The sequence below is a fragment of the Austwickia sp. TVS 96-490-7B genome, from assembly GCF_019331795.1.
Taxonomy (GTDB): Bacteria; Actinomycetota; Actinomycetes; order Actinomycetales; family Dermatophilaceae; genus Austwickia.
The window spans coordinates 84,472-109,052 of record NZ_JAHPZL010000008.1; the positions used below are offsets into that span (position 1 = coordinate 84,472).

The 24,581-nt window shown below is 61.5% G+C and carries 23 protein-coding genes; 12 read left to right on the plus strand and 11 right to left on the minus strand.

Annotated features, from left to right (window positions below):
• Nucleotides 1–7: 7 nt before the first annotated feature.
• Together KEM60_RS10955 and KEM60_RS10960 are read right to left on the minus strand one after the other, a co-directional pair.
• Nucleotides 8–1,270, minus strand: coding sequence for a hypothetical protein (locus KEM60_RS10955; RefSeq protein WP_219107654.1), 1,263 nt, complete (start codon nt 1,268–1,270; stop codon nt 8–10).
• Nucleotides 1,261–2,181, minus strand: coding sequence for a hypothetical protein (locus KEM60_RS10960; protein ID WP_219107655.1), 921 nt, complete (start codon nt 2,179–2,181; stop codon nt 1,261–1,263). The genes KEM60_RS10955 and KEM60_RS10960 overlap by 10 nt, the downstream gene beginning before the upstream one ends.
• 345 nt (nt 2,182–2,526) lie before the next feature.
• Between KEM60_RS10960 and KEM60_RS10965 the strand changes: the two genes are divergently transcribed.
• The 3 genes from KEM60_RS10965 to KEM60_RS10975 all read left to right on the plus strand — a co-directional run bounded on the left by KEM60_RS10965 (nt 2,527) and on the right by KEM60_RS10975 (nt 4,290).
• On the plus strand, nt 2,527–2,790 hold the full coding sequence (locus KEM60_RS10965; RefSeq protein WP_219107656.1) for a phosphoribosyl-ATP diphosphatase: 264 nt from the start codon (nt 2,527–2,529) through the stop codon (nt 2,788–2,790).
• A gap of 104 nt (nt 2,791–2,894) precedes the next feature.
• Nucleotides 2,895–3,740: an ATP phosphoribosyltransferase gene (hisG, locus tag KEM60_RS10970; protein WP_219108178.1), complete on the plus strand. Its 846-nt coding sequence runs from the start codon at nt 2,895–2,897 to the stop codon at nt 3,738–3,740.
• 49 nt (nt 3,741–3,789) lie between these two features.
• Nucleotides 3,790–4,290, plus strand: a complete 501-nt coding sequence (locus KEM60_RS10975) for a PH domain-containing protein (protein ID WP_219107657.1) — start codon at nt 3,790–3,792, stop codon at nt 4,288–4,290.
• Here KEM60_RS10975 and KEM60_RS10980 read toward each other — a convergent pair.
• Complete coding sequence (locus KEM60_RS10980; RefSeq protein ID WP_219107658.1) at nt 4,277–5,518, minus strand: MFS transporter; 1,242 nt, start codon at nt 5,516–5,518, stop codon at nt 4,277–4,279. The two genes, KEM60_RS10975 and KEM60_RS10980, sit on opposite strands and share 14 nt — an antisense overlap.
• A 90-nt stretch (nt 5,519–5,608) precedes the next feature.
• Nucleotides 5,609–6,826: an MFS transporter gene (locus tag KEM60_RS10985; RefSeq protein WP_219107659.1), complete on the minus strand. Its 1,218-nt coding sequence runs from the start codon at nt 6,824–6,826 to the stop codon at nt 5,609–5,611.
• 297 nt (nt 6,827–7,123) lie between these two features.
• Here KEM60_RS10985 and KEM60_RS10990 point away from each other — a divergent pair, with 297 nt between their 5' ends.
• Complete coding sequence (locus tag KEM60_RS10990) at nt 7,124–8,863, plus strand: ABC-F family ATP-binding cassette domain-containing protein (protein ID WP_219107660.1); 1,740 nt, start codon at nt 7,124–7,126, stop codon at nt 8,861–8,863.
• Nucleotides 8,864–8,996: 133 nt separating this feature from the next.
• Here KEM60_RS10990 and KEM60_RS10995 read toward each other — a convergent pair whose 3' ends face one another.
• The 3 genes from KEM60_RS10995 to KEM60_RS11005 are packed head-to-tail and all read right to left on the minus strand — an operon-like array spanning nt 8,997 to nt 12,156.
• Nucleotides 8,997–9,914 (minus strand): carbohydrate ABC transporter permease, encoded by a 918-nt coding sequence (locus tag KEM60_RS10995; RefSeq protein WP_219107661.1) that lies wholly within the window; start codon nt 9,912–9,914, stop codon nt 8,997–8,999.
• Complete coding sequence (locus KEM60_RS11000) at nt 9,911–10,819, minus strand: carbohydrate ABC transporter permease (protein ID WP_219107662.1); 909 nt, start codon at nt 10,817–10,819, stop codon at nt 9,911–9,913. Before KEM60_RS11000 ends, KEM60_RS10995 begins: the two co-directional genes overlap by 4 nt.
• Nucleotides 10,816–12,156 (minus strand): ABC transporter substrate-binding protein, encoded by a 1,341-nt coding sequence (locus tag KEM60_RS11005; protein WP_219107663.1) that lies wholly within the window; start codon nt 12,154–12,156, stop codon nt 10,816–10,818. The genes KEM60_RS11000 and KEM60_RS11005 overlap by 4 nt, the downstream gene beginning before the upstream one ends.
• A gap of 318 nt (nt 12,157–12,474) precedes the next feature.
• Here KEM60_RS11005 and KEM60_RS11010 point away from each other — a divergent pair, with 318 nt between their 5' ends.
• A complete protein-coding gene (locus tag KEM60_RS11010) occupies nt 12,475–13,290 on the plus strand; it encodes a DeoR/GlpR family DNA-binding transcription regulator (protein WP_219107664.1) in 816 nt (271 codons plus the stop codon).
• A gap of 23 nt (nt 13,291–13,313) precedes the next feature.
• On the opposite strand, the gene KEM60_RS11015 is transcribed toward KEM60_RS11010, so the two are convergent.
• The 3 genes from KEM60_RS11015 to trpS are packed head-to-tail and all read right to left on the minus strand — an operon-like array spanning nt 13,314 to nt 16,647.
• Complete coding sequence (locus KEM60_RS11015; protein WP_255574534.1) at nt 13,314–14,501, minus strand: aromatic acid exporter family protein; 1,188 nt, start codon at nt 14,499–14,501, stop codon at nt 13,314–13,316.
• 10 nt (nt 14,502–14,511) lie between these two features.
• Entirely contained in the window at nt 14,512–15,480 is a 969-nt protein-coding gene (locus KEM60_RS11020) for a hypothetical protein (protein WP_219107666.1), read from the minus strand.
• A gap of 3 nt (nt 15,481–15,483) precedes the next feature.
• Complete coding sequence (trpS, locus tag KEM60_RS11025; protein ID WP_219107667.1) at nt 15,484–16,647, minus strand: tryptophan--tRNA ligase; 1,164 nt, start codon at nt 16,645–16,647, stop codon at nt 15,484–15,486.
• Between the two features lie 195 nt (nt 16,648–16,842).
• Between trpS and hisF the strand changes: the two genes are divergently transcribed.
• From hisF to KEM60_RS11045, 4 genes are all read left to right on the plus strand, one after another.
• Entirely contained in the window at nt 16,843–17,646 is an 804-nt protein-coding gene (hisF, locus tag KEM60_RS11030) for an imidazole glycerol phosphate synthase subunit HisF (RefSeq protein WP_255574536.1), read from the plus strand.
• An 84-nt stretch (nt 17,647–17,730) separates the two neighbouring features.
• Nucleotides 17,731–19,017 carry a precorrin-6y C5,15-methyltransferase (decarboxylating) subunit CbiE gene (gene cbiE / locus KEM60_RS11035; protein WP_219107669.1) on the plus strand — a complete coding sequence of 429 codons (1,287 nt, stop codon included), beginning with the start codon at nt 17,731–17,733 and terminating at the stop codon, nt 19,015–19,017.
• A 122-nt stretch (nt 19,018–19,139) separates the two neighbouring features.
• The gene (locus KEM60_RS11040; RefSeq protein ID WP_219107670.1) at nt 19,140–20,357 is read left to right on the plus strand and encodes a YihY/virulence factor BrkB family protein; all 1,218 of its coding nucleotides are present in this window, start codon (nt 19,140–19,142) and stop codon (nt 20,355–20,357) included.
• An 82-nt stretch (nt 20,358–20,439) separates the two neighbouring features.
• The gene (locus tag KEM60_RS11045) at nt 20,440–20,652 is read left to right on the plus strand and encodes a hypothetical protein (protein ID WP_219107671.1); all 213 of its coding nucleotides are present in this window, start codon (nt 20,440–20,442) and stop codon (nt 20,650–20,652) included.
• 11 nt (nt 20,653–20,663) lie between these two features.
• Here KEM60_RS11045 and KEM60_RS11050 read toward each other — a convergent pair whose 3' ends face one another.
• The gene (locus KEM60_RS11050; protein ID WP_219107672.1) at nt 20,664–21,254 is read right to left on the minus strand and encodes a DUF3043 domain-containing protein; all 591 of its coding nucleotides are present in this window, start codon (nt 21,252–21,254) and stop codon (nt 20,664–20,666) included.
• Between the two features lie 78 nt (nt 21,255–21,332).
• On the opposite strand from KEM60_RS11050, the gene KEM60_RS11055 reads away from it, so the two are divergent.
• From KEM60_RS11055 to KEM60_RS11065, 3 genes are all read left to right on the plus strand, one after another.
• On the plus strand, nt 21,333–22,745 hold the full coding sequence (locus KEM60_RS11055; protein ID WP_219107673.1) for a dipeptidase: 1,413 nt from the start codon (nt 21,333–21,335) through the stop codon (nt 22,743–22,745).
• 142 nt (nt 22,746–22,887) lie between these two features.
• Nucleotides 22,888–24,063 (plus strand): glycerate kinase, encoded by a 1,176-nt coding sequence (locus KEM60_RS11060; protein WP_219107674.1) that lies wholly within the window; start codon nt 22,888–22,890, stop codon nt 24,061–24,063.
• 101 nt (nt 24,064–24,164) lie between these two features.
• Complete coding sequence (locus tag KEM60_RS11065) at nt 24,165–24,515, plus strand: iron-sulfur cluster assembly accessory protein (RefSeq protein ID WP_219107675.1); 351 nt, start codon at nt 24,165–24,167, stop codon at nt 24,513–24,515.
• Nucleotides 24,516–24,581: the final 66 nt, after the last annotated feature.

The following is a 24,581-nucleotide window of genomic DNA, read 5'->3' on the forward strand; positions in this document are numbered from 1 at the left end:
TCCCTTTCTATGATGGATCGGTGGCGCGCCTCACTAAGCGGAGTTCATCCACAAGATCTGCGATCACCACCACTGTCATCACGGTGATCGTCACGATGAGAGCAGTGAGGTTCTGCCCGGGGAGACGGCTGAGGCCAAAGATCAATAACATGATGGTCAGTAGGGCATATATCAACCCGCTGTGGAGCACCACGCGTGCCGTAATGGCACGTGGTTGCCCTAGTATCCACATGGCGGCGATCCACTCTCGACGTTCGTGGGCCGTGCGACGATTCACCCATCCGGTGATCAATACCCCGACGGCAGCCACCATGAGCAAGAGCCCCGCGATGAGGTCACGATTCTGCAGGACCACATCACGCACCAGGGTGTACTGGGTGAGATAACTGGGCGCGCCAAGGATCTGGTAGCTGTAGAACTGGCTTCGTTGGGAGGCTAACTCTATGTCTCGACGTACATGAGCCACTGAGTTGCCCGGATTAACGGCGATGTCTCCGGCAATCATGGCAAATGTCATGATGCTATAAAACTTTGCAGTTTCTTCTGAGTTTTTTGCTGGTAGGCTCGGCGGGTAAGCGAGGATCAAAGAAGTATTCAAGGCATGATTCATATCGCCTTTGTAGTATAGATGTGATTTGGGCTGCAGAAACCCCACGACGTGAGCGGAGAGGAAGCGTCCATAAAACTCGATCTTCATCGCATCGCCCACCCGATATGTGTCGTGATAGGCGTCGCCTAAAATGATGGGTATGGTCTGTGATTCATAGTTGACATCAGCCCATGAAAAGACTGAACCTTCATTTACCTTAAGGCCGTAAAAATCCCATGCTGCCTGGTTGAGTTGCATTGACGTGACCGGCTGGATCATGGTGTGAGTTTGAGGGTCGCGATGTGGCATCACGATCTGCCCTGATCTTTTCAGGGCGAAAATCTCCCGTTTGCCAGTGAAGTTTTCCACAGAAACTGGTTGGTTAAAAGCGCTGAGGAAAGTCCCGTGTGGAAGGGACCTGAGCTCATCGTAGTATTTTCCCGCCGTGCGTACCCCGGCCTCAGACCCCGAGACTTCGGCAAAAGCATCGGGGTCGGCAAGGCTGTCAGTGATACTGACCATTTCGCGTGCCGCTCGCGGGGACAAGCCTTGGCTCATCGCGTCATCCACAGACACTAAGAAGATTGCCACCGTATAACTGGCCACCAGGAGCGTCGCGATCAAAGCGCTTTTGGCGACACGAGCCGCAACGCCTCGAGACAGGTCGCGGATCAATTCCATGGTCGCCACCGCCAGATCGACACATGCGTCGCGGTGAACCCAGCAGCTAATGCCCCAACCATGAACCACGCACCGGGCACTGCTGGGCCACCTGGTAACGCAGCGAACCAGCCGAGACCTAACGCGATCAACACCGCGGGCGACGCCACGAGTGCGAATTGGGCGGACACCGCGCTGAACAATGCCGCTCTCGACTGGCCCAGGACATAAGACACCTCAAGCCACCGGCGCACATAGGACGCGATGATCACACCGCTCAGCAGTGAACCGAGTGCTAGTGCGCCACCGCATAGCCGAACCAAGACAGGCGATATCACATCGACATTCGTTCGATCAGCTACCCCGGCACCCACCGGCATCACGGCATCACCGAACGCGGCGCGTGCCGCCTGGGCTGCATCGGGTCCGTCAAAGGTGACAACTCCCAGCGGTGCCTTGGCAAATATGTCGTCGTCGACCACCAGCACGTCATATGCTAATAAACTGTCCGAACGTGACCCCAGCATTCCCACTATGGGCACCTCTCGCCCCTCGGTTTTGACGACGCGTTGGCCGCTTGAGATTGCGGTCTGCGCCGATGCGCCCACGACTGCTTGGGGGCTAGGCCCCTGATTGAAGTGACTGCCGTCAGCGGAAGGGAACCGGAAAGCTCGAGGATCACCGACAGTCACCATCCGGGCTGGCCCATTCTCGTCCATATCAATGAACGCGCGGTTTGCGCCTCCTAGCTTACGGATCAACGTCAATGCCTGGCGAGGATGAACCGATGCTGCCACCGCTGCCGAGCTGTAAAGACGATTCCCCTCTAATCGAGCCATCTGCTGACGATCCAGATATGCACCCAAGGTGACTGCGAGGCAGCTCAGCAATAAGAGCATCACCATAGTGCGGATCTGATGTGCTCGCCCCATGGCCAGTCCTCTAGTATTTCCCTGGGTGTAAAAAGTTGCAGCCCTCAGAGCATCTCTGCGCTGGTGATTGTCCAGACGCGCCTTCCGACGATGCGACACTAACAAGACAAGTGACCAGAACAGTCGAATAGCAACCGGCATTTCTTGGCTGGGTCACCACGTTCACCGCTTGCTTGTCCGCGGCACTGTCAGCACGGGGTTGTCGTGAGGTGCCTCATCAGGTGGCTTTGCCCTAGCCCCCGCATCGGGGCCCCACCCCCCCGTCAGCCTCTGTCGCCGAGGGACCTGTGGCCATATTGCGGTACGCCGTACGGGCGGTTGGGGTGGTCCGGTTAGTCTTCGCCCGTGAAAAGCTTCGACGATCTCTACGCCGAACTGGCGGAGAAGGCCCGTACCCGCCCGGTCGGTTCCGGCACTGTCGAGGAGCTGGACAAGGGCATCCATTTCATCGGTAAGAAACTCGTGGAGGAAGCTGCTGAGGCATGGATGGCCGCCGAGTTCCAAAGTGATGCTGAGGCCGCCGAGGAGATCAGCCAGCTGCTCTACCACGCCCAGGTCATGATGATCGCCAAGGGCTTGACCTTGGAGGACGTGTACCGACATCTGTGAGCCGCGCCGCGGACTCACTCGTCGTACCACTTTGTTATTCGCCTCCCAGTGCTGCTGTCGCAGCAAGCTGGGGCGGCATGTCACCGATCCTGAGGTCATCAACCATGTTGCGTATCGCCGTCCCCAATAAGGGCAGCCTGTCCGAGTCCGCCACGACCATGCTGAAAGAAGCTGGGTACGCCGTCCGGCGCGACAGCAAAGAGCTGGTCCTGACCGACGCCGACAACGACATCGAGTTTTTCTACCTGCGCCCCCGGGACATTGCGCTCTATGTCGGGTCTGGCACCCTCGACGGGGGAATCACCGGACGTGATCTGCTCCTGGATTCCGGGAGCGATGCGGTGGAGACGATGGCGTTGGGTTTTGCCCGGTCCACGTTCCGATTCGCTGGGCGTGATGGCGCCGCGAGCAGCATCACCGATTTGGCTGGCTCACGCATCGCCACCAGCTACGCCGGGTTGGTGCGGTCACACCTGGCGGAACACGGAGTCGACGCGTCAGTGGTCCGTCTGGACGGTGCGGTGGAGACATCGATCATGTTGGGTGTCGCCGATGTCATCGCCGACGTCGTACAGACGGGCACGACACTGCGTAACCAAGGCCTGGCAGTATTCGGCGACGCGATCCTGACCAGTGAGGCAGTGCTGATTGCTCGACCGGACACCGCTCACGACCCTGCGTTGAAGGTGCTGCAGCGCCGCCTGCACGGTGTCATCACGGCTCGCGACTATGTGATGGTCGACTACGACGTCCGGGTGGAGTTGGTCGAGCAAGCCTGCGCGATCACCCCTGGGTTGGAATCCCCGACAGTGAGCCCATTGCACGACAAGGGATATGTGGCGGTACGGGCGATGGTGCCCCGCCGTGGCATGAACAAAGTGATGGACGACCTGTACCTCCTCGGGGCCCGTGCCATTCTGGTCACCGATATCGCCGCCTGTCGTTTGTGAGAGTCCCGGCTGCGCTGCCGCGGTATCGAAGTCGGTAGCCTTCCGTCGCATGAGCAGCACCTCCCGTAGCACCGCGGATGTCGACCCGTATGCCGTGATGGCCCTCCGTCGGGGGATGGTGGTGGCGGTCGTCCTGGGCTTAATGGTGTTTGCCTTGTTCACGTACGCCGCGATCACCGTCCCTGGCCGAGAAGGTCAAAAAGGGGATTGGAGCATCCTGGACCGCGCCATGATTTTCCTCATTGGTGCAGCTATTGCCTGGTTTTTATGGCGGTACGCCACGATCAAAGCGCTGCCCTCACGGGAGGGCATCGTCGTACGAAACCTGCTGATCACGCGGCACTTGAGCTGGTCCCAAGTCGTACGGGTGCAATTCGGTGGGGGAGCGCCGTGGGCGCGACTAGACCTCGACGATGCTGACACGGTCGCGGTGATGGCGATCCAAAAAGCTGACGGCGCACATGGGCGGGTCTTGGCGGGTCGGCTAGCGGCATTGGTGCACGTACACGCCGTGGGTGCGGAACCTCCAGCTGCGCCTAGCCCTGACTGACGCCTCGTCCGTCGGTGGGAGATCGGGGGAGTAGAAGTGGTGTTGCGGCGATGCCTGTCGCTACTACGGCGAGGGTGACACGCGCCCCATAGATGTGGGTGAGTGGCATGATTACCAGCAATGCCAGCGGTCCGGTCGCGGTTCCAGCAAAGATCCATAACGCGCTGATTCTCGCTTGGTGGGACACCGGTGTGGCACGCATGCGCAAGGCGCTAGTGGTGGAATTTGTCAGACTGGTAGTGAAGAGTAGGGCTCCATAGAGTGCCGTAGCGATAATGACACTGAAAGTCCCACCGGTGAGAAATGGAAACAAAAGATAAATGCTACTCCGAGCCCATGCTGAGATGTGCATGGTGCGCTCCAATCCGCGACGGTTTTCAAAATAACGCGTCATCCACGCTCCTGCTAATCCACCTACTGAAGAAATACCCATCATCAACCCGTACTGAGAGGCTGGAAATGCTAGATCCTGGATGAGGAACGCTTTGCAGATCGGACTAAAGGCTGCAGACAGTCCGGCGAAGGCCCCCCACGCGGCAAAAAATGACCTGAGCTGACGATCGGTGCGAAGAAGTGAGATACCCCCCGTCATGCGTTCCCGCAGAGAAGGTGAAGGATTCCAGTGTGCGCTGGTAGGTGTGAGCGTTTCCTTGCTCCGTAGAAGTGCCACAGATAGCGCTGCTGCGAGGAAAGATAAACCGTCAAAGATGCATAGCCAGATCGGGTCAAGGATGATCAATAACAGGCCGGCAACGGCTGGCCCCAGAATGAGAGATAGCCACAGGGTGGACATCATCTTCCCATTGATCTCAGGGTAGCTTTCTTCATCGACCATATTGCGCAAGTGCACCTGAGAAGCCGTGGAGAATAGCACGTGTGCTCCGCCGTTGATAGTTGCGACCAAGCAGAGCGCATAGACGTTGAGCACGCCACAGGTCGCTAGCAGCGTGACGCCTGCCATGGTGGCCGCTCTCACAACATCCGTGGTGATCATGATGGGTCGGGTGCGACGAGTCTCCACAAATGCCCCTGCTGGAAACGCCATCAGAAGCCCACTGACGGAGGAAAACAGTGCCATCATGGCCAGTAGGGAGACGCCTGCCGGGAAGCGTTGTATCGCAATCATGGTTAAGGCCACTCCACCGATGGCCGAACCGATCTGGCTGACGGTCGATCCTGTCCAGAGTCGAATGACATCAGCATGCGATGTGCTATGAGGCTTTTTCACGGGGCTCCTTGTCGCCAAGATAAATGAGCACTCCACGACACGGCCGGGATCATGAATCATCAGGATGTCATCCGGGTGCAGGGATGTGGATTAGTCGACCAGCGACGGGGATCTGAAATGCTGGTCTCGGGTGAAATGTGGGATGAAACCAGCGAGAACGAAGAGCGCTACCAACGTGACCCATCCGAGAGATCCCCAGGCAAGGACGACCCCGGTCATGATCATCGGGCCAGCAACCCTGGCTCCCATGATCCTTCCTACTCCAAAAAACAACAGGTAGGAATTCCGTCCATCTTCTGGTGATAGATAGTAAGTCAGTGTCCAGTCGGCGCCGAGTTGGAAAAGTTCAGCGAAAGTCAGGAGGACGACTGCTGCTGTGACGCAGAGTAATGCAGCACCGTCAGCGGTCAGGCCTGAGCAGAGAAAGCACGCTGATGCTCCAGCAATAGACCAGGCTGAGACAGTATATGAATATCGTGCCTGCCGCAGGGTGCGAGCGTATCTGCTGCACGGATACTGTAAGAAAACACATAGAAACGTGTTGCCGGCGTACAGAAGCCCGATATAACTGGCAGGCAAGTGTGCTCCGGTGATCAGCCAGAGCGGAAAAGCGACATTCAGTAGTGGATTCCACAGCGATAGGAGTGCGCTGTACCCCGTCACGGCAAGGAATTTCCGATCGCGTAGCGGTGCTTGAAAACTCTCTGATCTGGTCCTGACCGCCGTACCGTCGTCGCCCCAGGCGAGCACCACCGCTACCACGACATATGTGGCTGCTGCCCCCAGCAACAAGCCATCAAAGGTAGAGCGGTCAGTGTGTCCTAAGGCGGCACCAGCAATGAGTCCGCCCACGCTGATGCCAGCGTTAAGGAATGTCCGCTGCGCCGCCATCACTCGGGAACGTAAGTCACCGACAGCTAACGTGCCTACATAGGTCTGAATTAGTGATGGCGTGCACTGATCAGCAAGAGAGGCAATCATTGTCGCTGCAGCAAACCCGTACCAATCGTCGACCCACAGATATCCCACGGTTGCGGCTGCCCGCAGGACGTTCAGCAGGGCGAGGACACGTCGGGGGCCGAGGTAGGACGACGCGCGTGCCACCACTGGAGAGCACGCCATTGCCACCACCCCGGCCAGGCTTAGGCCAGCGCCGACCTGGGTCTTCGATAAGCCCATGATCTGCACGAAATACAGAGTCGATGCTGTGAGGAACAGCCCAATTCCGATCGATTCGATCAGCGTCGACAGGTGAACGATCGGAAGAAAATCACGGATACGCGTTCGGTGATCCTGGACTGTCGACATGGGCTTCCACCTTTCGGGGTAAACCCTGAGCATACGGCGTGAGCGATGCTGCTTCGGGTGAAAGCTGGCGGGTAGGTCATTCGAATTGAGATGGGTTCACTCCAGCAGTGGACGGCGCTGATGTCGCTTCGGCAATGAACGACAGCTGCGTGACTAAGAAGTCAGTCCACGGCAGGGCAATCAACGGATCGTGGCCTCGCTGTCCGGTGTGGTGGGCCGGCGATCTGAGTAGTTCCAGTGGCGTGGCACATAAAATGAGTGGCCGCCGCGGAGTGACCCCGTGCAGGATAGGTTCGCGTGGGCCACATCGATATCAACCGTGTTTCGTATACGCTGCCAGACGGCCGACCGTTGCTGGATGAGGTGAGCTTCCGAGTCGGTGACGGTGCGGTCGTTGCTCTGGTCGGGCCCAACGGGACTGGCAAGACCACGCTCTTACGCATCATCTCTGGAGACCTGTGCGGATATGACGGTGCCGTGACGCGCTCGGGAGGTCTCGGGGTGATGCGGCAGTTCATCGGGTCGATTCGCGACGAGACGACGATCCGGGACCTGCTGATTTCGGTCGCCCCGGATCGGATCGCGACTGCAGCGAGGGCTGTTGATCTAGCGGAGCTGCGGATCATGGAGGTCGACGACGTCAAGGCGCAGATGTCGTATGCCCAAGCGATGGCAGATTGGGGTGATTACGGCGGCTATGAATATGAGACCATCTGGGACTCCATCACCACTGCCGCGCTGGGCATGGGGTTTGAACGCTGCCAGTATCGCCGCGCCGGGACACTCTCCGGCGGAGAGCAGAAACGTCTGGTGCTCGAGGCTTTACTGCAGGGACCTGATGAGGTGCTCTTGCTCGACGAACCGGACAACTATCTCGACGTACCTGGCAAACTCTGGTTGAGCCAGAAGCTCAAGGAGACGGATCAGACGGTTCTTCTCGTGAGTCACGACCGCGAGCTGCTCGCCGAGTCGGCCACCCGTATCGTCACTCTGGAACCGGGTGCCGCTGGCGCCAGCGCGTGGACCCACCCGGATTCGTTTCAGACCTGGCACGAGGCTCGACAGAAGCGCAATACCGATCTCGCGGAGCAGCTGCGCCGCTGGCAAGAAGAACAGGCTAAGCTGCGCAAGCTCATGCTGATGTATCAGCAGAAGGCCGCGTACAACGACGGGATGGCCTCGCGCTATCAGGCGGCCAAGACCCGGTTGGCCAAGTTTGAGCAGGCCGGTCCGCCAGAGAAGGTGGCCCAGGAGCAGAACGTCCGAATGCGGTTGACGGGTGGGCGTACCGCGAAGCGGGCTGTGATCTGCGAGCGTCTCCACCTCTTAGCGCCCGACCCGAGCAGTGGCGCAGACTCGCTGATGGATGCTTTCGACCTGGAAATCTGGTACGGCGAACGGGTTGGGGTTCTTGGCGCGAACGGCTCAGGAAAGTCACATTTCCTGCGGCTCCTCGCAGGTGGTGGTAGCGACCCAGAGCTGGGAAATCGTCCGGTCGGTGACGTCACCCCGCCGGTCGTGCAGCACAGCGGCATCGCCCGGCTCGGCTCCCGCGTCACTCCGGGCTGGTTCGCGCAGACTCACGAACACCACACGTACGCCGGTCGCACGCTGCTGGAAATCTTGCATCGCGGTGACCATCACCGTCGGGGGCGACCGCACGATGAGGCAGCGCGCGTCCTCGATCGGTACGAGCTTGCCCGGGCCGCCGAGCAGACCTTTGATTCACTCTCGGGGGGTCAACAAGCTCGCTTCCAGATCCTCATGCTCGAGCTGTCTGGGGCGACGCTGCTGCTCCTCGACGAACCTACTGACAACCTTGACCTGCACTCCGCTGAGGCCTTGGAGGAGGGCTTGTCCGCTTTTGACGGCACTGTACTCACCGTCACCCACGATCGCTGGTTCGCCCGCAGTTTCGATCGGTTCCTCATTTTCGGTGCTGATGGTGAGCTCTACGAGAGCGACGAACCTGTCTGGGATGAAGCCAGGGTCAACCGGAGACGTGGTTCAACCAGGCGAAGTCACAGGCGTCGGTAGATCTCAATCGCTGGAGGTTGTTGGTGAGTGAGATCGACGATGCTCCCGGTCAAAAATACGTTTCGACCGGGAGCATCACGGTCACCATCATGGGGGAAGGGGGGACCGTCGCCATTGAGACGTCCGATGAGGATCAGCCCTTGGTGGCGCCCAAGGTCAGACCTGATACGAAATGTTTCTGCAATGCGAAATAGATGGCAATTGTCGGGATCGCCACGATCAAAGAGCCGGCAGCGACAAGATTGTTGTCGGTGAAGAACTGGCCGCGCAGGTCGTTCAGTGAACTAGTGATGGGATATTTGGACCCGCTTTGTAGCAGCACGGTGGCCCAGAAGAACTCGTTGTAGATCCAGGTGACCTCCAAGGTAGCCAATGCAGCCAATGGTGGGCGACATAATGGGAGCGTCAACTGGATGAACTGTCGCCACAAGCTTGCGCCGTCGACCATTGCCGATTCGTACAACTCTTTCGGAATGGTCTTCATGTAGTTGCTCAATACAAATGTGCAGAATCCGGTCTGGAAGGCGACGTTGATAATGATCAGGCCCCAATAGCTGTCAAGTAAGCTACCGGAGTCACTGAACCAGAATGGCACTTCTACTGCCTGGAACATTTTAAAGACTGGGATGAGTAACGCCTGAGGGGGCAGTAGGTTCGCTGCGGTAAACACGCCCAGCAGGGCTAGGTTAAATCGCCAGGAGAATCGGGCCACCACAAAAGCGACCGATGAAGCCAACGCTAAGGTCAATATCACCGCTGGAATTGTGACGATAGCCGAGTTGATAAATTTTTCCCCGAAGTGCGCCTGCTGCCAGGCATGTCGATAGTTGTCGAAGGTGAATCCACCGATGCTCAAGTAGCCATGTGTGGAGGTGTATTCGTAACTGCGCAGGCTGGCCAGGATGGCGTACACCAGGGGGAAAATCCACGCTAAAGCTAACGTGAGAAGAAAAGCGTGGATGGCGATACGCGTGGGAGTCCATGAGCGGTGGTCCCGGGGCACTCCTGAAGCGGTAGCGGTGCCGCGATCACGAGTCGGTACGGCGCTCACGCGTCCTCCTTCATGACAATATGCAAGTAGATGGCGATAAACACCGAGGACACCAACAGCATGATGGTGGCTAGAGCCGAACCAAATCCAATGCGTTGGGCTTCACCGACAATATTCCGAGTGACTTCGGTGGAGATCAATTCGAGACCGTTGCGGCCTTTGTTGATCACCCAAACCAGGTCGAACGCCCGCAATGATTCGATGACTGTGACCACCAGCACGATGATGTTGATCGGCCGCAGCACTGGGAAGACCACGTGGAAGAAGGTCTGCACCTCGCTGGCTCCGTCGATGCGAGCTGCTTCCCGCAGCGTGTTGTCCACGCCTTTCAAACCGGCTAAGTAGAGCAGCATGATGTAGCCCATATGCCGCCAGGTCGAGGCGATCAGGGCTGACCACAAGTTGACGGAGGAATCGCCGTACCAATCGATGCGCGTACCCAAAACTGCATTGAGCAAGCCTTCGTCCCTGCTGAACATCAACTGCCAGATGAAACCGACTAGCGCCATTGACAGTACGACCGGCAAATAGAACGACGTTTGATAAAACCAGGTGTGTTTGGCCTCATGGTCCAGCAGGACCGCCACGAACATTCCGAGCGGGGTGGCGACAAAGAAAAGCACCGCTAGCCAGATCAGGTTGTGCTGCACCGCGGGCCAGAAAGCTGGGTACGTCGACACTGCTTGGTGGTAGAACTCGCCGCCGACGGGTTGAGCGTCGCTGAATGCGGTGAAACCGTCCCAGTCGAAGAAGGAGAGCACGACGGTTGCCAATGCCGGTAGCCATACCAGGCCGATGACGACCAAGCTTGGTATGGCGACCATGAGGACCACGGTGAGCCGGTCGGCGGGGGATAGACCGATACGGCGTGGACGGTGACGTCGGGATGCTGCGTGACTGGTCATGCGGTAAAAATGGTCTTCTTTTGGGCTTCGACCTTACTGAGAATTGAGTCGACGTCATCGGGAGTCTTGATGAACGACTGCAGCGCGGGAGTGATCACTGTGGAGGCAAAGTCGGGCCGGCTGTCCCGGTCGAGGAACTGAGCTAGACTCTTGGCTTTCGTGACGAATTCCATTTGCCGTTTCTGTAATGGGACGTAGACTGAGGTGTCGGTTTTCTCATTGGTAGAGATCATCGACGCGTCTGCTGTGGCGAGGACTCTGTGCGCTTCGGGGCTGGCCCAGAATTTCAAGAGTTTCTTCGCGCCAGCTTCATTGCGGGGGCGACGCGCCATCATGTATCCGTCAACGGGCGCATCAATGGCGTCAGTGCCGATCGTTGAGTCGATCTCTGGGAAGTTGAAGAAATCAAGGTCTTCTTGCTCGGCGCCCTTGGGGAATTGTTGCGCGACAAACGTTCCGAGATAGTAGAGGCCGGTCTGTTTTTGGTAGAGGCTCTTAGCGGCTTCCTGCCACGTCCGCCCCAGTGAGTCTGGCTGGTGATGTGGAAGGATCCGCTTCCACTGTTCAAAGACTTTCTTGACTTTTGAGCCAGACCAGTCTTCCTTCCCTGCCATGAGATTCACGTGGAATTCAAAACCGTTAATTCGGAGGTTAAGGATGTCGAAGGTGCCCATCGCTGGCCAGCCGTCTTTGTCGGCGAAGGCGATCGGCTCCATGCCGTCTTTCTTCATTTTTGCGCAGAGTGCGATCAGGTCATCGAAAGTTTTGGGGATGTCGTAGCCTTTGTCGGCGAAAACGCTCTTTCGATAGTGCATCGCCCATGGGTAGTACATGCCAGGAACCAGGTACTGTTTGCCATCGTCGCCGGTGCAGGCTTTCTTGATCGTGTCGCTGTAGCCGGGGAGATCTTTCCATAGGTCGGATAGATCCCCGATCAGGCCTTTCTGTGCAAAAAATCGCATGCGATATCCAGAGAACCAGGTGAAGGCATCATCGGGAGAGCCTTGGAGATAGTTATTAATGTTCTCTTGGAAGGTGTTGTGATCAATCGTATTGATGGCAACGTCAATATCAGGGTTAGCCTTCTTGAAAGCGGCGATCACGTCGGAGATAGCTGCTTTAGGCACGGCGTCGGATTGGTTCGACCCAAATTTGACGGTGCCGGTGCCGCTGCCTGAGCCGCCATCCCCGCAGGCGGTGAGCAGCGGGGGAGCGGCCAGGAGGGCTCCCGCCGCGAAGGCCCCCTTGAGCAGGCTCCGACGAGATGTGGGGGTGGCGGCGAGCGAAGCGGGGATCAATGAGCCCAGATATTCGGCTTCGGACGACGGACGTGTCATGGCAGCTCCTTTGCTCGCCGGAACTAAGGGCTGTGGCGACGGGACCCTCAGTCACACGAAGTCAGACAGATTCAAACAGTTTCGTTCGGAGGCATCCTTGCTCGGGGGAGCTGCACTGTCAACGAGCAGGGTCGAACGACCAGATGTGATCGTTTGTGTTGACTTTTGTTCTTAGTGATTCGAGACTATCCACCGTGTCAGCCACGACGCGGTGAGCAGCCCACGGTGACGTCTTGACCCCGACGACAACCCCCACCTCAACCCCGGTGCGGCGTGGCAACGGACGAAGGTGACATCCCTGAAGGAGGATCGAGTGCCATGACGACACCGGCCAACCTTCTGTCCAGCCAACGTCGACAACTGATCCTTGACACGATTCGCTCCAGCGGCGCCGCCCGAGTCACCGACCTGGCAGGTCGCCTTGAGGTGTCGGACATGACGATCCGGCGAGACCTTGAGGCCCTCGATCGTGCTGGAGCTGTTCGACGGGTCCATGGCGGCGCCGTCGCCGTGGACGGACCGTCGCTAGGCGCCACCCGTGAAGATATCGAACCTGGTTTTGACGCCAAGACCGCTCTGGCCCACACCGAGAAGGTGCATATTGCTCGATCGGCTGCCCGCATGGTTCGGCCAGGCACGACTATCGCCTTGTCCGCGGGGACAACGACGTACGCGCTAGCAGCTGAACTTGCTGGCCTGGAACACCTCACTGTTGTGACGAACTCCACCGACGCAGCCGACCTACTCTATGAATCGCTTCCGGCGAGTAGCCAGGTCATCCTCACTGGTGGAGTGCGCACCCGCTCCCATGCCCTCGTGGGCCCTATCGCGATGGCCGCGATGAAAACCTTGCGGGTAGACGTGGTTTTCCACGGCTTCCATGGCATGGATGAACAATGGGGGTTCACCTGCCCCAATCTCTCAGAAGTGGCCACCGCCCAGGTGATGATTCACGCGGGATCTCGACTGGTCGCTCTCGTCGACCACTCCAAGTGGGGAGTCGTTGCACTCACCTCAGTCGCTGAATTGTCGTGTGCTGACGTCCTCATCACCGATAGCGGCATCAGCGCGGATGCCCTACGCGCCTTACGACGTCACATCGGTGAGGTCGTCGTTGCCACCGGATCGTCCTGACACGGTTGGATCCCGGACAGGGCTCATGGTTGCTCGGCGTCGTCTGATTCATCCTCGTCCGGGTCGGCGCTTTCTTGCCCGTCCACCAGCTCGAAGGTCCGGGGGACCGCTGCCACCGCTTCTTCTGCGGACATCCCCGACACTTCCAGCAGATCTACCACGATCGACCGTACCTGCGCCCGGATCACTTCCGAAGACAACGAGGGCCGCTCATCGACGTACGTCGTCAGCTCCCCGAGCTGCACCAACGCAGCCTGACAGGACGTCGGGGACTCTCGGACAGCCAAATCATCGGCCATCTGCGACATCACCACCGCCAAGTCGGAAACCAGCGACAGATATGCCTGAGAGACCACTTCACCGGCGGTGACCGCAACCACTGCCCGTCGAGCCAGCACCCGCACGTTGCGGATCGTGTAGTCCAGCGGCTCCAGCAACTCCGCAATCACCAATACCGCTGGCAGGTGTCGACGTCGGAACGGGGATGTCCGCACCACCGCCAGTCCCGCATCGGCGCTGTCACGCAACTCGGCAAGGAACCCATCTGCGGTGCGGGCCCGCTGCAAGGCTTCAAGTGCCCGAACCTGGTCTCGTGACCGCAAAGCCCCGGCCGTGTCGGCGAGGACCTCACTAACCTCTCGAAGTGCCGCTGCTGCCTTCAACCGTGGCGCCCGCACCGGCGATGTGGGAGTGATCGTTGCCGCAGCTAAGGCCACGACACCGCCGATCACGGCATCGGTCCACCGCAGGAACGCCTGCCCAGCCGGGGGCACCAAGATCGTCACCACCGCTGACTGGATACCCGCCGTGGCTGTCATCCCCACCCCCGCGTCCAACAAGGTCGCAGCCGACATCGCCAAGGCCACGACCACCGCCAACTGCCAGTAACCCGCGCCCATCACGTGCACAAAAGCGTCCCCGATGAACACTCCCAGCGCGACCCCGACAACCACCTCGACGACCCGTTGGATCCGCTGCCCGAACGATTGGCCCAACACGATGATCGCTGCCACCGCGGAGAAGATCGGCATGGCATGGCCCAATAACCCGCCAGCGATGCCATATGCCACAGCAGCGGTGACCGCGCACTGACCAATAAAAAATGCTCGCCCCCGCAGTCGACGGATCCGCACCGCCACCGACGACCGTCCCCGCCGAGCCACCTGGCGGGGCAGCGCCAGTCCGCGATCCATCCACGGGGAATCGCGCACGCCGCCCGTCTCAGCCGTTCTGCGCATATGCGGTCTCGATCAGACCCTCCAGGACGATCAGATCGGCGTCCAGGGCGCTGGCTTCCACGCACACCCGCCACCGCCACGGCGCGAAGCCTGACGTCGGTGCCAGCCGCACATCGTGGGGTGCACCGTGCGGGAAGGACAGATCCAGCAACACCCCGCCCTCGGTGGCGGGGCTGATCCGGGCAAACGGGGTACGTCGCGTCAGGATGGTCACCGCGCTATCCACGTGGATCTGCACGTCCTCGCCGAGGGCGTGCGTCATCTCCACGATCGCCTGCTGCAAGGCGTCTCCAGAGCGGCCTGTCACCGGCGGGGGGACCGCCGTAGGTCCGGAATCCACAGAACCATTGTTGCCCGCATTGTCACCGGAATCGAGGAGCACGTCCGCTCGCGACATAGTGCCTTCCACTGTGAATAATCGATGCTCCTGACGGGCCCACCGATCCCAATGTGGCCGATACGCGTCACCGTCCCGGTCCATGCCGCGACGCATCCGTTGCTCGGTGGGAGCATCCACCCACGCCAAGGCCGACAGGTACGGCGTACAGGCCCGAGCGCCGCACCCGACGCCCTCCACGACCAGCCACGGCACCGCGGGAATGACATGCTCCTCAGCAAAACGCCGTTGCCCCCAGTCGTACCGTCGGAACGAAGCCCGCTGCCGCCGAGCCAAGGGGGCCAACACCCGCTCGGTCAGCAACGGAATCGCCTCATCCAGACCATCCCATCCTGGGTACAGGTCATCCATATGCACCAAGACCGGTTCGCTGCCAGTCAAATCCACCAGTGCAGTGACCAGGCGCATCGCAAATGTGCTTTTGCCTGCCCCGGACGGACCGTCAATGGCAATGACGCTGGTGCCGGCCGCCAACGGTCCACGCCGTCGAGCGGCCGCGAGCAAAGCCACAATCGCGGCCCGCGGGTCGCCGGTGACGTAACGATCCCCAGCCATGCCTCAGACGTAACTCATCGACATCGCGGCACGCACCTCATCGAGGGTTGCCGTGGCCACGTCACGAGCGCGAGCATTACCCTCGGCGAGGACCGCACGCAGATGACCAGGGTCAGCAGCCAACTCGGCGCGACGCGCCCGGATCGGTGCGAGATGCTCGTTGACAGCCTCAGTGACCACAGCTTTCAGCCGAGCGCCACCCCCGTCGCCAATCTCCTCGGCCAACATCTCCGGGTCACGGCCAGAGAGCAACCCGGCCATCAACAGTAGGTTCGCCACTTCGGGCCGGTTCTGCGGGTCATAGGTGATGTGGCGGTCCGAGTCGGTGACGGCGCGCTTCAACCGTTTCGCCGTCTCGTCAGCGGACATCCCCAATTCGATGGTATTACCCCGCGACTTTGACATTTTCTGACCATCAGTGCCCAGAATGTTAGTCCCCCCAGAGAGCAATGCCTCCGGAGCTGGAAACACCGGGCGACGTCGATCAGCCCGACCAAAACGCTCATCAAAACGACGCGCGATGACCCTGGCCTGCTCGAGGTGTGGCAACTGATCCTTACCGACCGGCACCAGGTTGCCCTTGCAGAAGAGAATATCCGCGGCCTGATGCACCGGATAGGTCAACATCAACGCCGACATCGGCCGGTTTCCAGTGGCCTCCATTTCCGCTTTCACCGTGGGGTTACGGCGCAACTCAGAGTCAGTCACCACCGCCAAGAAGGGCAGCAACAGCTGATTGAGCTCCGGAATGGCGCTATGCGTGAAGATCGTGGTCCGCGTCGGATCCAAGCCCACTGCCATATAGTCAGTGAGCAGGGAAAATACGCGCTCCTGGACTTCCCCCACCCCGTCCCGATCAGTAATCACCTGATAATCGGCGATGACCACGAAAGTATCAACACCTAAATTCTGCAACCGCACCCGGTTGGACAATGTCCCAATGTAATGGCCCAAGTGCAGGTTGCCGGTCGGCCGGTCACCAGTCAACATCCGAAAACCGCGCGGGTCCACGGCGATCTGCGCTTCAATTTCGTCGCTGCGGGCCTGGCTGCGACGCAAACTCGCGTCACTGACAGCATCGGCCACGGCCTGGCCTTCGACACTCGACCCACCGTCACCCGGGGCGGCAGGGTCGGTCAACTCGGGGGTAAGGCTGGTCACAGTCATGCTCCTTGTCGGGGGCGGGCCGCCCGCGTTCCGACGTACGACCGCCGTCGTGCAGGCGACGGCGGAAGAGTGCAGCGAGAGGATCGTCAGGGCCGTCAGATCGACGACCACCACCAACTCACGGCGCGGGTCATGCGGACATGGTACGCCGCCGCGCGTCGCCGCCCCACGCCGGTCGGCCCTAGGCTGAGCGCCGTGAGCGTAGCGACCCGAGTCATCCCCTGCCTGGACGTCGACGCCGGCCGCGTCGTCAAGGGCGTCAACTTCCTCGACCTGCGAGACGCCGGTGATCCGGTGGCTCTCGCTCGCGCTTACGACGCCCAAGGCGCTGACGAACTCACCTTCCTCGACGTGACCGCCAGCAGCGCAGGCCGCGACACGACGTACGACATCGTCTCGCGCACCGCCGAGGAAGTTTTCATCCCGCTCACCGTCGGGGGTGGCATCCGGGCCGTCGACGACGTCGACCGGCTATTACGCGCCGGCGCCGACAAAGTCGGTATCAACACTGCCGCCATCGCCGATCCCACCCTCATCGCCCGGATCGCTGACCGATTCGGCGCTCAAGTCCTCGTCCTCTCCGCTGACGTCCGCCGCTGGCGCGCCCGCGAACCCGGCGCCGACGTCTCAGCTGACGGTCACTCCCGCCCCGACTCCGGATACGAAGTCACCACCCACGGCGGCCGCCGCGGCACTGGCCTGGATGCCCTCGCCTGGTGCGCCCAAGCTGCGGACCTGGGCGCCGGAGAAATCCTGCTGAACTCCATGGATGCCGATGGCACCAAAGACGGCTACGACCTCGACCTGATCCGACGCGTTCGGCACGAAGTCACCGTCCCACTCATCGCCAGCGGCGGGGCCGGTCGACTCGACCACTTCGCCCCAGCCGTCGATGCCGGAGCCGACGCCGTCCTCGCCGCGAGCGTCTTCCATTTCGGCGAGATCAGCATCGCGGACGTCAAAACGGCATTGCGCGCAGCAGGGCACGAAACTCGCTGAGCTGAGCCTCTTTTAGGTACAGAAGTACCTGAGACGGCCGAATGACAATGATGTGTGGGACCCCCTCCACGATGGCGACACGCCATGATGCGCCGCATCGCCGAGACCTTCGCGGCCCGCGGCGTCGTCGTCGTGGGTATCGGCGCTGACGGCTGGGCCGGGCTGGGTGAACCTGCACGTCACGCCCTGCGTGAATGCGGCACCGTCATCGCCAGCCCTCGCCAACTCGCTCACCTTCCAGTCTGGCTCGGAGCCCGCCGCGTCGAATGGCGCAGCCTCCGCCGCGCCGACATCACCGCCCTCATTGACGAACACGCCGACACCGCCGTCGTCGTCCTCGCCTCCGGCGACCCCCTCGTCCACGGCATCGGACGCACTCTCGTCGACGAACTCGGAGCCAACCGGCTCCTCTTCCTCCCCACCTTGTCCTCCGTCACCCTCGCCTGCGCCCGACTCGGTTGGCCGGTCGAGGACACCACGGTCCTCAACGCCGCCGGCGGGGGACTACGACGACTCCCCAGCCTCCTCCCCGACGCGACTCACCTGATCGTTCTCTCCGCCGGACGAGACACCCCTGCCGCGCTCGCCGCCCGCCTCACCGCACTGGGGTACGGCGCGAGTGCTCTGTCTGTCCTCGGCGACCTGGGTGCCCCCAACGAGCGTCGATGGGACGGGGTGGCCGCGTCCTGGAATGCCAAGATCACGGCCGCGTTGAACCTGGTTGCTGTCACTGTGCACGGGCCGCCTCGTGCCGCCGTATCTCCTGGTGCGGTGACCCATCCGCCTCCGATGGCGCCCGTGGTGGTGACGCCACCTGCGGCGTACTCCGGGGCAGTGACTCCTCGTCGTGATTCCATGGCTGGTGGGGCTGCCGCAGCGATGAGTGAGACGGTGTTGGTCAGTCAACTTACGGCCGTCGGGCCGGCGCCTGGGCACATTCTCTGGGAGATTGGGGGAGACGCCCGGTGCGCCGGTATTTGGGCGGCTCATCCGGAAGCTGGCCCCAGCATCACCGTCAGGTGGAGTGATTGTGCGCTTGATCGGTCCGGACGCAGTCCGGTGGGGCTCACCCAGGCGTTGGGGCGAGTGGGGTCGCCTGATGCGGTCTTGCTGGCGGATCCGGCGCGTGCTGATCCGACGGTCTGGGCCCGTACCGTCGATAAATGTTGGGAGTTACTCCGTCCTGGAGGGCGGCTTGTCGGGGTCGGACACAATCTCGAAGACAGCGCTGTCCTGTTGTCTCGTTATCGCACCATGGGCGGGACGATGACCCGATTTGACTGTGCAGCAGCCACTCTCGACTCGGCAGGGACGCATTGGCAGCCCGGGGAGAGCGTCACCCTGTGGCGGCTGGCCAAGCCCACCGGGTGAGCGACGACACTCCCGCCCAGCTCAGCAGCTGTCTTCTCCCCGCCGACACCGAGCCGCTCGTGGGATGATCCGGCGCAGACGCGACCGACCGATGTCGCCAACACCCGAAGACTGGAGGGGCGATGAGTGCCGTCGGACGCGTGGACGCCTTCCAGCGACGACATCCCACCGTGGGGATTCCCATCGCCGTCGTCTACAAATACCTCGACGATCAGGGCGGCTATCTTGCTGCCCTCATCACCTATTACGGTTTTGTCTCGCTCTTTCCCGTACTTCTTTTGCTTTCCGCTGCCCTCGGGTTTGCCTTAGAAAGCCAACCTGATCTGCAAGCACGCATCATGGAGTCAGCATTTCGGCAGATTCCGGTCATCAGTGATCAGGTCCAACGATCTGCCCTACATGGCAGTGGCACGGCGGTTGCTGTCGGTGCCGTGGGTGCCCTCTACGGTGCTCTTGGAGTCGCTCAAGCCATGCAGAACGCGATGAACTCTGCCTGGTACGTGCCGCGAATCTCCCGCCCCAACGCGGTGCTCGGGCGTCTACGCAGTCTGGCCCTTCTTCTGTTGGTTGCTTTTTTCCTCATCGTCAGCACGTTGCTCTCTCAGGGTGTTTTGGACATCTTTGACCTTGGCGAGCGCGCCATGGGTGCGTCTGGGCTGCTGATTTCCAGCCTCATTACTCTCACTCTTTTTCTCATCATCTCGTGTCACGGCACCACCTATCCGGTGGCTGTCCGCCAAGCCCTGCCTGGGAGCCTTCTGGGGGTATTGATCTGGCAGGTGTTGCAGAGCGTCGGATCCTCCTTTGTGCGCAGTTATATCGCAGGCGCCTCCGCTACTAACGGGGTTTTTGCCGTGGTCCTCGGTCTGCTGGCCTGGAGTTATCTGGTGGCCACCGGATTTGTGATCTGCGCCGAGCTCAACGCCGTGCTTGCTCTCGGGCTGCATCCGCGCGCGCTGCTCACCCCGCTGACCGACGACGTCGACCTCACTGATGCTGACCTCGACGCCTATGCCGCCCTCGCTCGCGCACAACAGATCAAAGGGTTCCAGCAGGTCAGGGTCAGTTTTGATCATGACGGCCAGGTGCGTTCCGCTCGCCTTCGCCGCGAGGAGTATGACCGACTCGCGGCGGAAGCTCATGAAGAGACCCGCAACCGGGTCGCCAAAGCCAGTCGGGAGCGTGCTGCCCGGCGGGAAGCCGAACGCCTCGCCAAGGCGATGCGGGCCATGTACGCCGGGCATAGCCCTTCCCGTGATGGTTGGGGTCCGGCGCGGAGCATGCGTCGGCTGGCTGGGTGGATGAGCACCCGGGTGACCCGTCCCCGACGACCTCGGTGACGATCGCGGCCACCGCCTGGATCATCGTCGGTGCTTGAGCTGGTAGTGCGTGCGGGACCCCGAGACGACGTAGGTTGCTGCCATGACTCAGAGCTGGAGCTGGAATTACCTCGACAACGCTGGGACGACGATGTCGTCGGTGGCTGACGGTGGGCCGTTTGCCTCCCAGGGGGACGCCGAGTCCTTCCTGGGAGGGTCGTGGCCAGAATTAGCTGATGAGGGCGTTGCTGCCGTGACTCTGTTGTGTGACGGGGCGGAGTTCTATGGACCCATGCCGTTGACTGACATGGGGTGACCAGTGCAGGGTCAGTCGATTTTTTGTCCGCGGTTGACCCGAGGCAGCGGCAACCGGGAGCGGCGCATCGACAAAGACCGACTCATCACGTAGAAAAACGTCCCTCGGGCCGGGGGGGTGTCAAATTTCGCGTGGTGTCGCCGCCGGATCTGGAACCACAGCAGGATGGTGTCGAGGATGAAGACGGCAAAGGCGCCGTAGACGACCGATGCCCCGAGGCGCCACACCACGCTGTTGGGTGTGGAGATCATGACGAACGGCAGACCGATCAGCATGATCGGCAGCATGAACTCGCCGATGTTCCATCGGACGTCGATCATGTCCCGGATCCAGGCGCGTTGTGGGCCACGGTCGCGGGGGAGTAGCGCCCACTCCTCGCCGCGCCGCATCGCTTCTTGCCGCCGCATCCGCTCGGCGCGCTCCGCTTGCTTGGCGGCTTTGGCCGCGGCTTTGCGGTCTGCGGGCACGAGCGGGTTCAGGCGCGCGGCTTGCGCTTCGCGACGTTTGGGGGTGGGGCGATTTTTCGCCCCGGGGCGCGACTGAGGGCTCTCCGTGGAGAGCTGTTCCTGCAGTGTCTCCTCGTGCTTCTTGCGTCCGAACACGAGGGAAACTCTAGGCCACGCGTGGCGAGCTCGGACCAAGCTGCACCTGAGCAGGCCTTCCCCTCCTAGGGTGGCGTTATGAACTCTCACATTTCTCAGACGGATTCATCGTCCGCGCGACAGGACAGCGCGGTATCCATCAACGGGGCACGACGTGAGGAGTTGGCTGCTCGGGTCGCTGCGGCGATGCCCGGACTACGCACCGACTTGGAGTCGCTGGTGCGCATCCCCAGTGTGTCGCTGGGAAGTTTCCCGGCGGAAGAAGTGGCTCGCAGTGCAGATCGGGTCGCGGAGCTGCTGCGGGGAGAAGGCCTCGATGTCGAGGTGGTGCAGATGGGTGACGGTCATCCAGCGGTGTTGGGACACAAGCCCGGTCCGGTAGGGGCTCCTCGGGTGTTGCTCTATGCCCACCACGATGTGCAGCCCCCGGGAGCGGAATCAGACTGGGACACGCCGCCGTTCGAACCGACCGAACGTGGCGGGCGGCTGTATGCGCGCGGCGCTGCCGACGACAAGGCCGGGGTGATGGCCCACGTGGCGGCGCTGCGAGTGCTCGGCGACGAACTTGGGGTGGACCTGCGAGTCATTGTGGAAGGGGAGGAAGAGGTCGGGTCACAGAGTTTGGCCGGGATTCTTTCGACATACCGTGAGCAACTGGACTGCGACGCGATTGTGTTGGCCGATTCCAGCAACTGGGCAGTGGGAACGCCAGCGTTGACCACGACCTTGCGCGGCAACGTGCGGGTGGTGATCACGGTGACCGCCTTGGAGCACGGAGTGCATTCTGGGATGTTCGGCGGTGCTGCCCCGGACGCGTTGACAGCGCTCTGCCGGTTGTTGAGCACGTTGCACACCGAGGAGGGGGGCGTCGCGATTGACGGTCTGGTCAGCGATGAGGCCAGCGATCTGATCTATGACGAGGACCAGTTCCGCAGTGACGCTGGGCTACCGGCCGGTGCTGCGCTGATCGGGACCGGCAGTGTGGTGTCTCGGCTGTGGTCACAACCATCGGCCACCGTCATCGGGATTGACGCTCCATCGGTGGACACTGCGGCCAACCTGTTACTGCCGCAGGCGCGGGCGAAAGTGTCGGTGCGGCTGGCGCCATCGCAGGACTGGCGCAGCGCCTGGGAAGCGATTCGCACGCATTTGCAGGCGAATGCGCCGTGGGGCACCCAGGTAGAGGTCGAATTGGAGGACCACGGGAACGGATTTGTCGCGCCCACGAGTGGGTCGTACGTCGACGCGGCTCGGGCGTCCTTTGCGCAGGCATGGGGGGTGGATCCGGTGGACACCGGGATCGGCGGGTCGATTCCGTTTATCGCGGAGTTCGCGGAACAGTTCCCGCAGGCGGCGATCTTGGTGACCGGAGTGGAAGATCCGGACACCCGGGCGCATGGCGCGAACGAGTCCCTGCACCTGGGAGAGTTTGAGCGGGTGTGCCTCGCGGAGGCGTTGTTGTTGGACACGGTGGCACGGTCGGTGCGTTGAGCTGACTGCTCTCGGCGCTGGTTGTGCCGTTGCCAATCGGGGGATACGTGGGTGCCTCACCGTCTCGTGGATGGTGAGGCACCCACGGGCAGTCCTCACAGCCTCTTGGGGTGATCGGCTGCTCGGTGTCACGATGTCTGCCATGCGAGTGCTGATCTGCCCGCAGCGTTTCGCCGGGACGCTGACTGCTGTGCAAGCTGCTGAGGCGATGGCTGCGGGGTGGTCACGTCGCGCTCCGCATGACGAGGTGAGTCTTGCGCCATTGAGCGGCGGCGGTGCCGGTTTCCTCGATGTGATGTCAGCTGCGCTGGACGGCGCGCTGACGGTGGCGACGACGGTCTCGGATCCGTTGGGCCGGGACGTGCCAGCGGCAGTTCTGCTCACTGACCAGGGTGGTGTGGTGACGGCGTACGTCGAAGCGGCTCAAGCCAACGGTGGGCATCTGCTGGGGGGTGGGGAGCGCAATCCGGCGGTCGCCAGCAGCTTTGGGGTGGGGCAACTCGTGGACGTGGCGCGCGCTGAGGGCGCTACCCGCATCGTGGTGGGAGTCGGGGATGCGGCGAGCAACGACGGCGGGGCAGGGCTGTTGGCGGCATTAGGGGTGGGAGATGTCTCCACGTTAGCGCGCGGTGGCGCGGCTTTGGCGGGGGTGGCTGCCGGGGACCTGGATGGTTTAGGTCGGGTGCGGGAGCATTTCGCAGAGGTGGAGGTGGTGGTGGCCACCCAGGAGGATCTGCCGTTGCTGGGTCTGCAGGGGACCTCAGCGGCGACGGCAGGCGGGCGTGGTGCCAGCCCGGAGCAAGCACAGCAGTTGGAATTCGCGCTGGGACGTTTCCGGGAGGTCGTGGATGAGGTGTCAGCAGCGACGGTCGATCTTTTGACGGGGGCAGCACGGCGGGTAGATCGATTACCGGGAGCTGGGGCCGGTGGTGGGCTGGGATATGGGCTGATGGTCTTGGGGGCGCGCCGGTGGAGCGCCGCGCAATGGTGCCTGCAGGCCTGGGGGATGCCGGAGTTGGCGTCCCGTATCGACCTGGTGGTGACGGGTGAGGGCTGTTTGGACCATCGATCGATGCATGGGGGAGTGGTGGCCGAGGTCTCGGCTGCGGTGTCGCATCGAGCGGTGCCGGTGGTCGCATTGGCTGGTGAGGTGATGGTGGGACGACGCGAGTGGATGGAAATGGGGCTGGCGGGGGCGTATGCGGTGGCGTCAACTGCTGACCAGGTGGCAGCGGCGATGGCGGATCCGGTGTGTGCGGTGCGAGAGCGGACCGCCCGGTTGGCAGCGACCTGGTCACCTGCTGGCGGTGCGGTGTAGATGTCCGGTGTCGATCGCGTACGCTGCCCGGGCGGGGAATGTTTCGCCGTTGTCGTGGCGTTGACTCCACGACCCGCTCGAGACCAGCGAAGGACGCAGTCATGACCACCCAGAACGACACCGCGGCCCACGGCGTGCTCCTGACCGATGTCGCCGCGACGAAGGTGAAGAGCTTATTGGAGCAGGAAGGCCGCGACGACCTGCGATTGCGGATCGGCGTACAGCCTGGTGGCTGTTCCGGCTTGATCTACCAGTTGTATTTCGACGAGCGCAACCTCGACGGTGACTTGGTCCGGGATTTCGATGGCGTTGAGGTCGTCGTGGACCGGATGAGCGCGCCGTACCTGGACGGGGCGACGATCGATTTCTCTGACACGATCGAGAAGCAGGGATTCACGATTGACAACCCGAGTGCGCAGGGTTCCTGCGCGTGTGGTGACAGCTTCCACTGATCGTTCCTGAGGACGTCGTACGACGGCCGCTGCTTCCTGAATGGGAAGCGGCGGCCGTTGGGCGTG